This is a genomic window from Brucella intermedia LMG 3301 (genome assembly GCF_000182645.1).
GTDB lineage: Bacteria > Pseudomonadota > Alphaproteobacteria > Rhizobiales > Rhizobiaceae > Brucella > Brucella intermedia.
The window spans coordinates 339,149-353,211 of the sequence record NZ_ACQA01000002.1 but is presented as its reverse complement, the minus strand read 5'-3'; the positions used below and the strand labels follow the sequence as shown (position 1 = coordinate 353,211).

The following is a 14,063-nucleotide window of genomic DNA, read 5'->3' as shown; positions in this document are numbered from 1 at the left end:
GGGAGGAACGCTATGCATTTCGGACTGACTGAAGAACAGGAAATGATCGTCTCGACAGTTCGAAGCTTTGTCGAGAACGAGATTTATCCGCATGAAACGACCGTCGAGCGGCTTGGTTACGTGCCGGAGGAAATCGGTGACGAAATCAAGCGGAAGACCATCGAACTTGGCTTCTATGCCAGCAATTTCCCGGAATCGGCGGGTGGCCCCGGACTTTCCCATCTGGAGTTCGCGCTGGTGGAGCGCGAGCTGGGACGCGGGTCGATGGCGCTCACCCATTTTTTCGGACGCCCGCAAAATATCCTGATGGCCTGCAAGGGTGAGCAGATCGAGCGCTATCTCCTGCCAGCGGTGCGCGGCGAAAGGATGGATGCACTTGCCATGACAGAACCTGACGCCGGCTCCGACATTCGGGGCATGAAAGCCAATGCGCGCCGCGATGGTGACGACTGGGTACTGAACGGCACCAAGCATTTCATTTCCGGCGCCGAGCACGCCGACTTCGTCATTGTCTTCATGGCGACGGGCGAGGAACAGTCCTCCGCCGGAACGAAGAAGAAAATCACGACCTTTCTGGTGGATCGTGGAACACCGGGCTTCACCATCCGCGAGGGTTACAAATCCGTCAGCCATCGCGGCTACAAGAACATGATCCTTGAATTCGACGACTGCCGTCTTCCCGATGCGCAGGTGCTCGGAGAGGTGGATGGTGGCTTTGCGGTCATGAATGAGTGGCTTTACGCTACCCGCATAACAGTTGCGACAATGGCGGTGGGGCGCGCGCGCCGCGTATTCGACATGATGGTCGACTACGCCGCCCAGCGTAAGCAATTTGGCCAGCCCATCGGTCGCTTTCAGGGCGTCGGCTTCCAGCTTGCCGATTCCGTCACCGAAATCGATGCCGCCGACTGGCTGACGCTGGCAGCGGCCTGGCGTCTCGATCAGGGATTGCCCGCAAACCGCGAGATCGCCTCGGCGAAAGTCTACGCATCGGAAATGCTGGCTCGCGTCACCGATCGGGCCATTCAGGTGCATGGAGGCATGGGCCTGATGGACGACCTCCCGCTGGAACGCTTCTGGCGTGATGCGCGTGTCGAGCGGATATGGGACGGCACAAGCGAAATCCAGCGCCATATCATCGCCCGCGACCTCCTTCGCCCGCTCGGAGCCTGACCGTGAGCAAAAAGAACCTGTCTCGTGTCTTGCGTCCCCGTTCCATAGCCATCTTTGGCGGAGGATGGTCTACGGCTGTGCTCAGGCAATGCCGCAAAATGGGCTTTGAGGGAGAACTCTGGCCTGTCCACCCCACCCGCGATACTATCGACGATATTCCCTGCTATCGATCTGTCGCCGACCTTCCCGGCGCACCGGATGTAAGCTTCATCGGCGTCAACCGCGACGGAACAATCGAAATTGTTCGCCAGCTCTCGGCGCGAGGAAGTGGCGGCGCGGTGTGCTTTGCATCTGGCTTCAACGAAGTATCCGACGGCGCCGAACGCAATCAGGCCCTGCTGGCGGCGGCAGGCGAAATGCCGATCCTCGGCCCCAACTGCTACGGCTTCATCAACTACCTTGATGGAGCCTTGCTGTGGCCCGATCAGCATGGCGGCAAGAGGGTGGAAAGCGGCGCCGCCATCGTCGTGCAATCGTCCAATATAGCTATCAATCTTACGATGCAGCGTCGGGGTCTTCCCATAGCCTATGTGCTGACAGCCGGAAATCAGGCACAGACCGGTCTTTCCGAATTGGCGGAAGCCGCGCTCGAAGACCCGCGGGTTACCGTTCTAGGTTTGCATATAGAAGGCTTCGACAATATTTCACGGTTGGAACGTGTTTTCGCCAGAGCACGTGAGATGAGAAAACCGGTTGTCGCCATCAAGGTCGGAACTTCCGCCGCGGCACAGGCGATGACCCTCTCACACACGGCATCGCTAGCTGGAGCCGACACGCTTGCCGACGCTTTCTTTGCGCGATGTGGCGTCCTGCGTGTTGGAACGCTCGACGAATTTGTCGAAACGCTGAAGCTGCTTCATGTGCTTGGCCCCTCACCGGACAACAGCCTCGGCTCTATGAGCTGTTCGGGCGGCGAAGCTTCACTCGTCGGCGATCTTGCAAGCGCCGCTGGTCTCGATCTCAGACCGTTGGCGCCGGACGAGGCAAACAGGCTTCGCGCCACCCTGCCCGAGATGGTTACCATCTCGAACCCCCTCGACTATCACACCTTTACATGGGGAAACGGGCCGTCGCTGACTGAGACCTATCGCGCTATGCTCGATGGCAATTTCGGTCTGACCATACTGGTGCTCGACTTCCCCCGTGGGGACCGTTGTGTTGACAATGGTTGCGAAACATCGCTCGAAGCGGCGATAGCGGCGCACGAAGCTGGAGGCGGTCGCTTTGCGCTGGTTGCCAGTTTGCCGGAGAATATGACGGAAGCCCACGCCGAACGTCTGATAGCAGCTGGAATAGCCCCGATGATGGGGCTTGCAACTGCGCTTGCGGCAGCAGCCAATGCTGCCTGGATTGGCGAAATCTGGTCGAAACCGCAATCTCCAATGCTGGCTGACCAAGCGCCGGCGTCGCCATCTGCAGCCACCGCATTGGACGAGTGGTCATCGAAATCCGCCTTGCGCGAAATCGGCCTCATCACCCCGACGGGCGGCGTAGTATCGACTATCGACGATGCTGTCGCCCTTGCCGAAAAGCTGGGTTACCCCGTCGTCCTCAAGGGGGTGGGTGAGAACTTGCTTCACAAAACGGAAATGGCGGCGGTGTGCCTCAATCTGGCGAATGCCGAAGCAGTACGCGCTGCCGCCCTTTCGCTTGCCCCTTTGAAATGCGATTTTCTGGTCGAGAAAATGGTTCAGGGTGGTGTGGCTGAACTGATTATCGGCATCGCGCGCGACCCGCAATTCGGGCTTTATCTGACCATTGGCGCAGGTGGCGTGATGGTTGAGCTTTGGAACGATACACGGTCGCTGCTCTTACCTGCGAGCCGCGATGAAATCCGCGAGGCGCTTCTTACCCTGCGCTCCGCCCCCCTTCTCACCGGCTTTCGCGGCAGGCCAAAAGCCAATATCGAAGCCGCCGTCGAGGCCGCGTGGCTGGTTGGCAACTATGCGCTCGAACAGGCAGGGAAACTTGAGGAACTCGACATCAACCCGCTCATTGTCACAGCGGACAATGCAATCGCCGTCGATGCCCTGATACGCAACAGGAGAGCTTGATGACTGACGAGGTAAAGGCCGTTCGCAACGGTCAGATATTGGAGATCACGCTCGACCGGCCAAAGGCCAATGCCATCGACCAGCCAACCAGCCGAAAGCTGGGCGATGCCTTCGCCATGTTTCGCGACGACCCGGATCTGCGCGTTGCTATTTTCACAGGTGGGGGCGAGAAGTTTTTTTCCGCCGGCTGGGATCTGAACGAAGCGGCTTCGACCGGCGGAGATGGCTATATCGCCGACTATGGTCAGGGCGGAATCTATGGCTTTTCCGAATTGCCCGGATTGGAGAAGCCCATCATCTGCGCAGTCAACGGTTATGCCATCGGCGCGGGTTTCGAAATTCTCCTTACTGCCGATTTCATCATTGCCGCCGACCACGCGCAATTCTGGCTGCCGGAAACTTCGCTCGGGGTTCTGCCGGATATCGGCTCATTCGTTCTGCCCAAGCTCCTGCCCAAGGTTATAGCGAACGAAGTTCTTTATGGAGGGCGGCGCTTTAGCGCGCAGGACTGCCTCCGCTGGGGTTTGGTCAATGACGTGGTGCCGCAGGCGGAGCTGATGAGCGCAGCCCGTGCGCTCGCTGCCCGTATCCTGCGCTCCGCACCGCTTTCTGTTGCCGCAGCCAAACAGACAGCGCGTATGGCCGAACATATGGGTCTGGCCGAAAGTTACGCCGCCATGCGGGCCGGTAATTTCCCGCTGTTCAAATTGCTGATCGAAAGCGAAGACGCACTGGAAGGACCGCGCGCAGCGGTCGAAAAGCGCGATCCGGTATGGAAAGGCAGATGAAATGAGCGCACATGCCGAAGACGCCATAACAACCCGCCGGGACGGGGCTATTCTGGAAGTTACGCTGGATCGGCCCAAGGCCAACGCCATCGATCTGCCGACATCGCGCGCGATGGGTCAAACTTTTGCCGCCTTCCGCGATGACCCGGAATTGCGTGTCGCCATCCTCAAGACCGCTGGCGACCGTTTCTTTTCTGCCGGTTGGGATTTGAAAGCCGCGGCAGAAGGCGCGCCTATCGATGGTGACTACGGAATTGGCGGTTTCGGCGGCATCCAGGAACTGCGAGACCTGAACAAACCTGTCATCGCCTGTGTCAGCGGCATGGCCGCGGGCGGCGGCTTCGAACTGGCGCTGTCCTGTGACCTGATCTATGCCTCGGAGCATTCAACCTTTTCGCTTCCCGAAATTCGCTCCGGAACCATTGCAGACGCGGCAAGTATCCGGCTTCCGAAACGCATTCCATACCACATAGCCATGGAACTTTTGCTGACTGGCCGCTGGATCGACGCTCACGAAGCTCATCGCTGGGGTTTCGTCAACGAGGTCCTGCCTCAGGAGAAGCTCGAAGAACGTGTCTGGGAAATTGCCCGTCTGCTCGCCTCCGGTCCTCCACTCGTTTACGCCGCGATCAAGGAGACAGTCCGGCGCGCGGAAAGCGAGGACTTCCAAACCATGATGAACCTCATCATGCGGCGCAAGTTGGCGACGGTCGACATTCTGTATGGATCGGAGGATAATTTGGAAGGCGCCAGAGCTTTCGCCGAAAAGCGCGATCCTGTCTGGAAGGGAAAATAGCGACTGTTGTATCAAGGAGCAGACGCGCTGCCGGTGGCAGATACCATCCGCCAGACCGGCTTTTTATCGCAGGCTGCCGATCAGAAAGTCCGGCAGCTTTTTTCTGCGTTCAATATGTCCCGCAATTATTGATTGCGGAGTTTCTCCAGCTTCTCCGAAACCAGGTCCTCAGCGACCAGTTTGGCGAATTCATCACCATCCTGCGGTTCGGAATGCTTGAACACGTACCAGCCGCCGGTGGGTTCCTTCCTCTGGTAGATCATCTGGCCATCGATCATGTGCTCGAAACACGTCCTGTCGCTGGATGTGCCGTTTGGAGCATGCCAGTCGGCCTCAAGGCACATCCGTCCGGTGTCGGCCACGGTCCAATGTCCCAGTGCCCAGGAAGCACGGGCACCCGAGCCTGCCCATCCCTTGAATATCCGCTCCTTGTCCTGCATGTAAGCGGCGCCATCGCACCATTTCCAGCTCTTGTCGCGGTAGAGTTCATGAAGTTCCACTGCGGTCATTGGCCGTGCATTCTCCGGCAAACGCAGGCTGACCCGCGCTTCGCCATTTTCCGGAGCGCTACAGGTTAATTCGTCAGCCACGGCTGAGGACCACGCCATCATCACGCCCACCGACGCGGCCATGATTGCCATGCAGGTCTTTCCGATACGTGATGTAAAATGTTGGAATTCGTTGGTCTTTAACATCGTTTTCGCCCTCTACGTGAAACTTTACATCTCTTGAATTAACGACAGGCCAGAGTTGGTGCGATTTACAGCCTTCTCCCGAGCAACCCTCAAGAAGCCTCCCGCACTATCGTTCTTTACCGGCGATTAGCCTTCAGCCGCGCCACTTCTGCGCCCACCCGGTCACCTTTGACCAGTTTGCGTATCTCATCGTCTTTCCGAACTGGATTGTGCGCAAAGACATACCATTTTCCGCCAAGAGCGGGTTTCTGGTAGACCACGCCATTTTTCTCGCGGTGCAGGAAGCAGGTGACTGCGCCGCTGCTGTCGCCTTGGCTACTCCAGAGCGCGCGCAAGCAGAGCTTTCCGCCATCGGTCACGTACCAATAGCCTGTTGCATGGGTTGTGGCCGCGCCTTTGCCGGACCAAGCGGAGAATTGTTTCTGTTCGCCAGAAAGGATCCAGCTGCGGGCTTTCTTGCTTGAAAAGAATCCGCCGCCGGTTTTCCATTTCCAGGTGCGGCCGGCATAGAGCTTTTCAAGCGCAGGGCCTTTCATCGGTGAGGCGGCGGCCGCAAGTTGGGTGACGGTATTATCCGTCGCTGGCTTTGGCGCTGCACTGGCGTTGCCTGCCAGCGAGAGCGCTAACATCGCAGCGCTCGCAATGACGAAATGCTTCAATAGCATTTTCTTCTTCCTGTTGATCGAGCAGTTCCGGCAAGCTGGCTTGGCGGAACTGCAAGAATGCAAAGAAAGGAGCGGCGGCGTTTTCACAAATAACAAGCCGCTCCGGTTGAATTACCCGGGTCAATCGAGCGGATGGTTTGCGACGCGCCAGTCCGGGCGTCCGACACCACGCGGCCATGGGTAGACTTCACGGTCGTTAAAGTAGATGACGGCGGTCAGGGCCGGAAACTCGGCGTGGGGCTTGTTGGCTTCCGCCGCCCAATCCCGTACGTAGCTGTCACTGCCTTCATAACCGAGCTCGGCAATGGCAACTGGTTTGCCAAAACCTGCCACACGATCATATCCCGGCTCGGTGCGCTCGACGAATGTCGTATCTCGCCCTACAACCAGCTTGTCATAGGGTTGGTAGCCGAACACCGACAGACCGATGATATCGAGATATTCGTCACCCGGATAATAGGCTTCCAACTGGGCATCTCCCCGCGGTGACCACATATATCGCGCGTTTGGAAGATGCTTCCGGCAAATGCTGATAACATGCCTGTATGCCTTGCTCAAAAGATTCGATTCAGTCCGATTGATCATTGGCGCATCGCACTCCTCCACTCAGGTCGTAATTGGACCGAAGTGGACGGCCATGTTGCACAAAATGAGCCGGGCATGATGGAAGTTCGTTCGCTCGGCCGACTGTTTCGCCGGCGTCATCTTCTCACTGCTCATGCCATGCTGGCAGATCCTGCGGGTAGCCAGAAAATTGCAGACATCGGACTGGCGATTGGCATCAAATCCTCGGCCAATTTCAGCCGCACCTTTACACCGTATTTCGGTTATAGCCCTAGCAGCGTATACAGGAAAAATTCTATTGTAGATCAAATTCCTCCTGCTGAGCGAGGAGTTATAAAAGATTACCATCAACATACATTTGAAGGCTTGTTGAGGCCCCTCGGTCTCTTCTGATCATGAAGCATTATCTGAACTTGCCCACATGTACACACCTATGACGAGTCGTGCCCCACGCAAAGTTAGCTTAACGGACTTTGGTTTCTCAACACAGCATCGGCGAACTTCAGGATGCCAGCGTTCGGGCTACGGTGGTTCTCGCCACCGAGATCGAATTCCGTGACCTTAATCGTCTCGCGTAGAATGTCGAGCCGCCGTGGATCGATGTCATCTCGATAATCAAAGATGCGTTGCTCAGGATCGGCGAGACAGAAAACGTTCGTGACGCCCAACAGCGCCCGTACGATCCCCCACTGATTGTCGTCCGTGTCCTGGAATTCATCGACGATTATCATCGGAAAGCGGTCGGCAATCAGCTCGCGCAACGCGGCGCAGCGTTCGAGCAACTCGACAGTTCCGGCAGCGAAAAGATCGAAACAATGAAGGCCAGACTCGGCCGCCTGCCGTTGGCGCTCCAAGTTCCAATCGCCGTCGAAAGATGACTTCTGAAGCCTCTCATCGCCGGGGTAGAGGAAGCGCACGGGTTTGCCGCTCAGTAAGCGACCGTGCGCTTTTTCCATGCAGAAGGCGTGATAGGTTTGCACCGTCACCGCGCGTCGTTCCGCTGGCGACAGGATTTCCTTGCAACGCCGAGAACCTGGCGGATCGCCGCGCGCGAACAACTCAGGAAAAGGATTTCCTGACCGGATTTCAACTCGGCGAACCGCTTCTGCGCTTTGAACAAGGCGATGGTGGTTGTTCCGGAACCCGGACCGCCTAACACCAGAAGGTGCCCGTCGTGCGCGATGATTGCCTTACGCTTGTCGCACAGATCGACCTTCATTCGAGCAGGTCCACGAAGTCATCTGGCGGCGGTGACGGTACAGCAATGTCTTCCGGAACCGCGCTCAGCGCCTTGTGGATCGTCTCCAAAATCTCACGGACTGTCGCCGGCAGTTCGTTGGCGTCCTGGCATTGTGCGATCAGCATGGCGGCGTAGCCATAAGCGTCGCCCTTGCGCGCCTTCAGCACCTTGCCGGCCAGCGTGAGAACATCGGCGTCTCCGGCCGCCGGATCATAGGCGCCGACCGGCGGATAGTCCGAACGGCTCTTTACCTCATCAAGAAACCGACGGACCACCTGGATGGGCATCTGTTTCAGCAGGACGTTTTCAATGCCCTTCTCCGGCTATCCCCAGAACTGGGTGTAGCCCTTCAGCTTCTCCGTGGCGTCTGCGGTCAGCGCGGCATTCGGCTTATCGTAGAACCCTAAAGACAGCTTACCGAGCGCAGAGAACACCGGCCCATGTCGGGGCACTGCCCCATCGCCGCCCGCATTGAAGATGCTGGACTTCCCCTTCAAAGGTGAAGGGCTTCTGTTAGATAAGACTGACAGGAGACTTAAAATTGAAGCGGCGAGAATTTACAGAAGAGTTCAAACGCGAAGCCGTTCGTATTTTAACGACGAGTGGTCTAAGCATTTCATCGGTCGCCAAGGACCTTGGCATTGGCAAGTCAACACTTGACCGTTGGCGGCGTAATATTGCTGAGAAAGATTTGCTTTCTGGCCCCATGAGGACATGAACTAGGAGCTTGCCCGTCTTCGAAAAGAATGAGCTTCTACGACAGGAACGAGAATTATTAAAAAAAGCGACGGCCTTTTTCGCGCGGGAGACAAGTCGATGAAGTTTGCGTTCATCGACACGGAGAAGGCCCATATGTCTCTGTCACGGCTATGTGCTTTCGCAGGTGTCAGCATCAGCGGCTATTATGTATGGAAGCGTCGTTTACCCAGTCGTCGCCAGCTTGATGACATGATTATCCTGGCTCACATTCGTAACCAGTTTGTACTATCACGCGAACCTTACGGCAGCCCTCGCATGCATGTTGAGCTGAACGAAGAGGGGCATTCGGGCAGGTCGTCCCCGCACAGCGCGACTGATGCGTCAAAATGGTTTGAAAGCCCGACAAAAGACGCGTTTCAAGCGCACGACGGACAGCAATCATGGCGAGCCTGTCGCTCCCAATCTTCTGGATCAGGACTTCACTTGTGACGGACCGGATCAGAAATGGGGTGTCGATATCAGTTACATATGGACGGTAGAAGGCTGGCTGTACTTGGCAATCGTTGTCGATCTCTATTCTAGTCGCATCATCGGCTGGGAAGCGCGCGATCGGATGAAAAAGGATCTGGCTATCTGTGCTTTGAAGAAGGCTATTGCAATCCGGCAACCAAAACCGGGACTGATCCAACATTCGGACAGGAGAAGCCAATACGCCAGCCCGCTGGCCCGTATCGGCCGAGGGTCAAGGTCTCGGGTCGACCGTGCATACGGTAGTCATAGCCGAACACGACGGCGCCCGACGGGTTCACGACGACATACATACCGTCACGGTCAGTGACCTTGTATAATTTGTCCTTTGGCTTCAGTGCTTTGATTGCCGCATCGGTAAGCATCGGCCCCTCCTAGATCGTTCAAAAAACGCCAGAGAGCCCCTGAAAATACCGTCAGGCCAAAATCGACCAATCCTGTCGCCGAATTTTCCTTTATTCTCAATGGAATAAGGGGCAAAAAAATACCGTCACAAGCTCTCTAAGCCATGACGGTATATGCAATTCCGCGATGTCACAAGACACCCATACCGTCAACTCCGCCGTCGATAGCGAGGCTGGCTCGGCGATTGACGGCGAAAGACGGCGGAAAGAAAAGTGTTTATTTTGAGTGCGTTATAGAGGGAGATAGGCGGCTATTGGCGGCGTCTGGGTAGGCGCGAATTATTCCCACTCAATCGTACCCGGCGGCTTTGACGTCACGTCGTAGACGACGCGGTTGATGCCCCGCACTTCGTTGATTATGCGGGTTGCCGCATTGCCAAGGAAGTTCATGTCGTAGTGATAGAAATCAGCGGTCATGCCGTCTACGGAAGTCACAGCGCGCAGCGCGCAGACGAATTCATAGGTACGGCCATCGCCCATCACGCCGACAGTCTGAACCGGCAGCAGAACCGCGAAAGCCTGCCAGATGGCATCGTAGAGGCCAGCCTTGCGGATTTCGTCCAGATAGATCGCATCCGCTTCACGCAGAATTTCCAGCTTTTCGCGCGTGATGCCGCCGGGGCAGCGGATCGCAAGACCCGGCCCAGGGAACGGGTGACGACCGATAAAGCTGTCCGGCAGGCCCAGTTCCTTGCCGAGCAGGCGCACTTCATCCTTGAACAGTTCGCGCAGCGGCTCAACCAACTGCATCTTCATGCGCTCGGGCAAACCGCCGACATTGTGGTGCGACTTGATCGTGACCGAAGGTCCGCCGGTAAAGGAAACGCTTTCGATAACGTCCGGATAAAGTGTGCCCTGCACCAGGAAATCTGCGCCGCCGAGCTTCTTGGCTTCTTCTTCGAATACTTCGATGAAGAGGCGTCCAATCGTCTTGCGCTTCTTTTCCGGATCGGTTTCGCCTTCCAGTTCACCGATGAAACGGTCGGAAGCATCCACGAGGATCAGCGGCAGATTGTAATGTTCGCGGAACATCTCAACGACCTGCTGCGCCTCGTTCTTACGCATCAGGCCGTGGTCGACGAGAATGCAGGTGAGCTGGTCGCCAATGGCTTCGTGGGCCAGAAGGGCTGCAACAGAGGAATCCACGCCACCGGAAAGCGCGCAGATGACCTTTCCGCTGCCGACCTGCTTACGGATCGCTTCGACAGCCTGTTCGCGGTATGCGCCCATCGTCCAGCCCGGCTTCACACCGACGATACGATGAACGAAATTCTGCAACAGCTTGGCGCCATCCGGCGTATGCACAACTTCCGGATGGAACTGCACGCCGTAATATTTGCGCTTTTCGTCGGCGATGGCTGCAAAAGGTGCGTTCGGCGACGTACCGATGATTGTGAAACCATCCGGCAGCGATGTTACCCGATCGCCGTGGCTCATCCAAACCTGGTGACGGGTACCCTTGGCCCAGATGCCTTCGAAAAGCGGGCTGTCTTCCTGCACATCCAGGAAAGCCCGACCAAATTCGCGGTCATGACCACTTTCCACCTTGCCGCCCAGTTGGGCGCAGATCGTCTGTTCGCCGTAGCAGATGCCAAGAACCGGAATACCTGCCTCGAAAACCGCCTGCGGCGCACGTGGCGAGCCGATGTCGGTCGTCGAATGCGGGCTTCCTGAAAGGATGACGCCTTTCGGCTTCAGCCGTTTGAATGCCTCTTCAGCAGACTGGAAAGGAACGATTTCACAATAGACATTGGCCTCGCGCACGCGACGCGCAATCAGCTGCGTGACCTGGCTGCCAAAGTCGATGATAAGGATTGTGTCGGGATGTGCCGTAATACTCATGTGCAGCATCTATTTAAAAAGTGGCCGGGATGCAATGCCTATATGGGGTATGGACGAGATGCTCAACAAGTGTGTTGCGAAAAAAGGGCCCATACTGACACACCATTGTCAGGAGGAGATGAGGCCATCCGCGATTGCAGCTTCCAGTCGCTCGACCGCGTCGGCTAGTTTTTCATCTATAACATGCAGATACTGCGTCCAGTCGCCGACATGCTGCAACTCGCTTGTGCCATCGGAGATACCTCTAAGCCCGAAAAGAGGGACACCTGCAAGTTGGCAGGCTCGCAGGCAGGCGTAAGTCTCCATATCGACCATATCTGCATCAATTGCCGAATAAATATCGCCGGAAACAATGTTTGCGCCGGTTGAAAGCGATGCAGCAGGGATTTCGGGCACATAAATCGGAAGTTCAACCACCGTGGGGAGGTCAAGAAAGGGCGTCGCTCCCTTTTCAAATCCAAGCGGCGAAGCATCCATATCGCGATAAGATACGGAAGATACCTGAAATACTTCCGCCTGGGCTAATTTGGCTGATCCGGCCGAACCCAGCGAGACCACGAGGTCGGGTTTTTTGCCTGCGTGAATCAAGCTGCCGAGAGCATATGCGAGATTGGCCGCCGCTTCGACTGGCCCTACCCCGATCATGACCGGCGTGAAGAGCTTCGCCAGGTGCCGTCCATATTCGGCATCTGCTGCCATAACGTAGAGCAGGCGCTTTCCGGCGACGGTCTTTATCATCCCTGCAAGCCTTTTCTATCCTGCACCACCATCATCGTCCCGGTCATCGTCGCGATGAGACGCACTTCCGTGTCGGTGACCGCAAATGCCTGGCCATCGCTGACCATGATCGTCCGACCGGGTTTGGTCACCTCGCCACGGAACAGAAAGCGTTCGCCCTTGCCCGGAGCAAGCAGATTAACCTTGAATTCGATGGTCAGCACCGCCGCATCGGACGGCATCAGCGTAAGTGCCGCGTAGCCACAGGCGGAATCGAGCGCAGCCGAAATCACGCCTGCGTGGAGAATGCCGTGCTGTTGCGTCAGTTCTTCCCGGAACGGCATCTCGATTTCGACAATACCGGGCTCACACCGTGCCAGCTCAGCACCAATCAGCTTCATCGCAGCCTGCCGCCCGAAACTTTCCTCCACGCGTTCCTTGAAATCCGGTTCGGCTACACGGTGTGCTGACATCGGCTCGGTTCCCCCGTTCCATCCGTTTGCTTTTACACATTGTCCGGCGCAAACCGCTTCGCACTTTTGCCGGGAATGCTCTAGTTCGACCTTTGCAGAATGCTCACATAAAAACCGTCAGTGTCAGTAGACAATGGCGAAAATACCGCGCCGTACTCGGGGAATACCGGCTTGATGTCACCGGCATCTGCAACAACTGCGTCCCACAAGGGCTGCGGGGCGACTTCCGTAAAATCAGCATTATCGCGAAGAAACCGCGCCACTTGCCGGGTATTTTCTTCAGCAAAGAGCGAGCAGGTGACATAAGCAAGCCGCCCACCCTGCTTCACATAGTGCTTGGCCGATTCCAGCACTTCCCTCTGATCCTGAACGCGCCGCTCAAGCTGCTGCTCGTTCAGCCGCCATTTTGCATCGGGACGGCGGCGCCATGTGCCGGAACCGGTGCAGGGCGCATCGGTCAGCACCAGATCCATCTGCCCCGTGAGCGGGTCGAGCGCGTCGAGATTTCCATGCACCTGTGTATTGCGAACCCCTGCACGCTGCAGTCGTTCATGCATGGGTGAAAGCCGCGCACGTTCGGCATCGTAGGCGTGAATTTGACCGCTGTTTTGCATCGCAGCCGCCAGAGCCAAAGTCTTGCCCCCGGCCCCGGCACAGTAATCCAGTACCTGCTGACCGGGTTTCGCACCGGCAAAAAGCGCGGCAAGCTGTGATCCGAGGTCCTGCACCTCGAACCAGCCATCGAGAAAAGCCTGCTCACCCTGTACATTCGGATGGCGACCAAGCGCTTCGATCGGCGGTATGCGCAAGGCTTGTGCAAGGAACGGCGCCGGCGCAGCGCCGGCTTTTTCCAAGGCCGCAAGCGTTTGCTCAGGCTTGGCCTTCAAACTGTTTACGCGCAGATCGACGGGTGGCCGCGTTGCCAGTGCCCTGCCCTCGTCCATCCAGCGCGCACCAAAAAGCTCCTCAAGCGAAGAGGCACACCATTCCGGTATGTCTGCTTGAACGTGCGAGGGCGCTTCGGCAATATCCCGGCTTTCCCAGGCAATACGGCGCGGCTGTTCCAGCGTTTCAGGCGCGAACTTGTCGCCGTCGAGGACCGTATCGATGCCCGCGATATCCATGCCACCATCGGCCAGCAAAGCGCCGAATGCGAGCGCGCGCGCGTCATCAGCATCCATTCGCCACGCAATGGACAGTTTGCGGCGCAGTGCGTCATAGACGATATTGCCGATCACAGCGCGATCGCCTGCGCCTGCGAAACGATGGGTAGCGCCCCAATCCTTCAGCACATCAGAAGCCGGGCGCGTGCCCGCTTCGATCTGATCCAATACCTCGATAGCTGCCTGCAGGCGTCCGCCAAGCCGCATTGTGTCTCCTTCTCGAATGCCTGCTCGGGCATAGCCTTCCTTGCAGGGAAAAGGC

The 14,063-nt window shown here is 57.2% G+C and carries 14 protein-coding genes and 3 pseudogenes; 6 read left to right on the top strand and 11 right to left on the bottom strand.

The genetic code is table 11. The features are described from left to right. The first annotated feature begins 12 nt into the window (after positions 1 to 12). Genes OINT_RS14130 through OINT_RS14115 form a run of 4 tightly spaced genes read left to right on the top strand, consistent with a single transcriptional unit; the run spans position 13 to position 4,811 of the window. The gene (locus OINT_RS14130) at positions 13 to 1,173 is read left to right on the top strand and encodes an acyl-CoA dehydrogenase family protein (RefSeq protein WP_006468536.1); all 1,161 of its coding nucleotides are present in this window, start codon (positions 13 to 15) and stop codon (positions 1,171 to 1,173) included. Further along, entirely contained in the window at positions 1,170 to 3,227 is a 2,058-nt protein-coding gene (locus OINT_RS14125) for an acetate--CoA ligase family protein (RefSeq protein ID WP_025092074.1), read from the top strand. The genes OINT_RS14130 and OINT_RS14125 overlap by 4 nt, the downstream gene beginning before the upstream one ends. Beyond that, on the top strand, positions 3,227 to 4,015 hold the full coding sequence (locus OINT_RS14120; protein ID WP_006472212.1) for an enoyl-CoA hydratase-related protein: 789 nt from the start codon (positions 3,227 to 3,229) through the stop codon (positions 4,013 to 4,015). The genes OINT_RS14125 and OINT_RS14120 overlap by 1 nt, the downstream gene beginning before the upstream one ends. A 1-nt stretch (position 4,016) precedes the next feature. Then, positions 4,017 to 4,811, top strand: coding sequence for a carnitinyl-CoA dehydratase (locus tag OINT_RS14115; protein ID WP_006468534.1), 795 nt, complete (start codon positions 4,017 to 4,019; stop codon positions 4,809 to 4,811). A 125-nt stretch (positions 4,812 to 4,936) separates the two neighbouring features. Here the strand turns inward: OINT_RS14115 and OINT_RS14110 are convergent, their stop codons facing one another. From OINT_RS14110 to OINT_RS14100, 3 genes and pseudogenes are all read right to left on the bottom strand, one after another. Next, positions 4,937 to 5,452, bottom strand: coding sequence for a DUF995 domain-containing protein (locus OINT_RS14110; protein WP_006472769.1), 516 nt, complete (start codon positions 5,450 to 5,452; stop codon positions 4,937 to 4,939). A gap of 170 nt (positions 5,453 to 5,622) precedes the next feature. Beyond that, on the bottom strand, positions 5,623 to 6,171 hold the full coding sequence (locus OINT_RS14105; protein ID WP_006468532.1) for a DUF995 domain-containing protein: 549 nt from the start codon (positions 6,169 to 6,171) through the stop codon (positions 5,623 to 5,625). A gap of 120 nt (positions 6,172 to 6,291) precedes the next feature. Beyond that, positions 6,292 to 6,723: pseudogene (locus OINT_RS14100) on the bottom strand (glycosyl hydrolase); the annotation flags it as partial. Here OINT_RS14100 and OINT_RS23615 point away from each other — a divergent pair. Beyond that, positions 6,685 to 7,128, top strand: a complete 444-nt coding sequence (locus OINT_RS23615; RefSeq protein WP_112669425.1) for an AraC family transcriptional regulator — start codon at positions 6,685 to 6,687, stop codon at positions 7,126 to 7,128. The pseudogene OINT_RS14100 and the gene OINT_RS23615 sit on opposite strands and share 39 nt — an antisense overlap. Before the next feature lie 65 nt (positions 7,129 to 7,193). Here the strand turns inward: OINT_RS23615 and OINT_RS14090 are convergent, their stop codons facing one another. Genes OINT_RS14090 through OINT_RS24110 form a run of 3 tightly spaced genes read right to left on the bottom strand, consistent with a single transcriptional unit; the run spans position 7,194 to position 8,262 of the window. Then, positions 7,194 to 7,721, bottom strand: coding sequence for a UvrD-helicase domain-containing protein (locus OINT_RS14090; RefSeq protein WP_021588154.1), 528 nt, complete (start codon positions 7,719 to 7,721; stop codon positions 7,194 to 7,196). Next, positions 7,718 to 7,954: a DEAD/DEAH box helicase family protein gene (locus OINT_RS24115; RefSeq protein ID WP_021588155.1), complete on the bottom strand. Its 237-nt coding sequence runs from the start codon at positions 7,952 to 7,954 to the stop codon at positions 7,718 to 7,720. Before OINT_RS24115 ends, OINT_RS14090 begins: the two co-directional genes overlap by 4 nt. Then, positions 7,951 to 8,262: a hypothetical protein gene (locus tag OINT_RS24110; RefSeq protein ID WP_021588156.1), complete on the bottom strand. Its 312-nt coding sequence runs from the start codon at positions 8,260 to 8,262 to the stop codon at positions 7,951 to 7,953. The genes OINT_RS24115 and OINT_RS24110 overlap by 4 nt, the downstream gene beginning before the upstream one ends. 236 nt (positions 8,263 to 8,498) lie before the next feature. On the opposite strand from OINT_RS24110, the pseudogene OINT_RS23610 reads away from it, so the two are divergent. After that, a pseudogene (locus tag OINT_RS23610) lies at positions 8,499 to 9,392 on the top strand (IS3 family transposase); the annotation flags it as partial. Here the strand turns inward: OINT_RS23610 and OINT_RS14080 are convergent. From OINT_RS14080 to OINT_RS14060, 5 genes and pseudogenes are all read right to left on the bottom strand, one after another. Beyond that, positions 9,391 to 9,567: pseudogene (locus OINT_RS14080) on the bottom strand (Arm DNA-binding domain-containing protein); the annotation flags it as partial. The pseudogenes OINT_RS23610 and OINT_RS14080 sit on opposite strands and share 2 nt — an antisense overlap. A 318-nt stretch (positions 9,568 to 9,885) precedes the next feature. Further along, a complete protein-coding gene (guaA, locus tag OINT_RS14075; RefSeq protein ID WP_006472762.1) occupies positions 9,886 to 11,448 on the bottom strand; it encodes a glutamine-hydrolyzing GMP synthase in 1,563 nt (520 codons plus the stop codon). A 108-nt stretch (positions 11,449 to 11,556) separates the two neighbouring features. Continuing rightward, positions 11,557 to 12,186 (bottom strand): 5'-methylthioadenosine/S-adenosylhomocysteine nucleosidase, encoded by a 630-nt coding sequence (locus tag OINT_RS14070; protein WP_006468526.1) that lies wholly within the window; start codon positions 12,184 to 12,186, stop codon positions 11,557 to 11,559. Then, positions 12,183 to 12,638 (bottom strand): PaaI family thioesterase, encoded by a 456-nt coding sequence (locus OINT_RS14065; RefSeq protein WP_006468525.1) that lies wholly within the window; start codon positions 12,636 to 12,638, stop codon positions 12,183 to 12,185. Before OINT_RS14065 ends, OINT_RS14070 begins: the two co-directional genes overlap by 4 nt. Positions 12,639 to 12,718: 80 nt before the next feature. Next, positions 12,719 to 14,008: an RsmB/NOP family class I SAM-dependent RNA methyltransferase gene (locus tag OINT_RS14060; protein ID WP_006472760.1), complete on the bottom strand. Its 1,290-nt coding sequence runs from the start codon at positions 14,006 to 14,008 to the stop codon at positions 12,719 to 12,721. Positions 14,009 to 14,063: the final 55 nt, after the last annotated feature.

What these genes read in the sequence shown, in the direction of transcription:
- OINT_RS14060 (WP_006472760.1), bottom strand. Translation starts at nt 14,008, where the DNA reads ATGCGGCTTGGCGGACGCCTGCAGGCAGCTATCGAGGTATTGGATCAG.
- OINT_RS23615 (WP_112669425.1), top strand. Translation starts at nt 6,685, where the DNA reads ATGCTTCCGGCAAATGCTGATAACATGCCTGTATGCCTTGCTCAAAAG.
- OINT_RS14110 (WP_006472769.1), bottom strand. Translation starts at nt 5,452, where the DNA reads ATGGCAATCATGGCCGCGTCGGTGGGCGTGATGATGGCGTGGTCCTCA.
- OINT_RS14065 (WP_006468525.1), bottom strand. Translation starts at nt 12,638, where the DNA reads ATGTCAGCACACCGTGTAGCCGAACCGGATTTCAAGGAACGCGTGGAG.
- OINT_RS14130 (WP_006468536.1), top strand. Translation starts at nt 13, where the DNA reads ATGCATTTCGGACTGACTGAAGAACAGGAAATGATCGTCTCGACAGTT.
- OINT_RS24115 (WP_021588155.1), bottom strand. Translation starts at nt 7,954, where the DNA reads ATGAAGGTCGATCTGTGCGACAAGCGTAAGGCAATCATCGCGCACGAC.
- guaA (WP_006472762.1), bottom strand. Translation starts at nt 11,448, where the DNA reads ATGAGTATTACGGCACATCCCGACACAATCCTTATCATCGACTTTGGC.
- OINT_RS14120 (WP_006472212.1), top strand. Translation starts at nt 3,227, where the DNA reads ATGACTGACGAGGTAAAGGCCGTTCGCAACGGTCAGATATTGGAGATC.
- OINT_RS14105 (WP_006468532.1), bottom strand. Translation starts at nt 6,171, where the DNA reads ATGCTATTGAAGCATTTCGTCATTGCGAGCGCTGCGATGTTAGCGCTC.
- OINT_RS14070 (WP_006468526.1), bottom strand. Translation starts at nt 12,186, where the DNA reads ATGATAAAGACCGTCGCCGGAAAGCGCCTGCTCTACGTTATGGCAGCA.
- OINT_RS24110 (WP_021588156.1), bottom strand. Translation starts at nt 8,262, where the DNA reads ATGCCCATCCAGGTGGTCCGTCGGTTTCTTGATGAGGTAAAGAGCCGT.
- OINT_RS14115 (WP_006468534.1), top strand. Translation starts at nt 4,017, where the DNA reads ATGAGCGCACATGCCGAAGACGCCATAACAACCCGCCGGGACGGGGCT.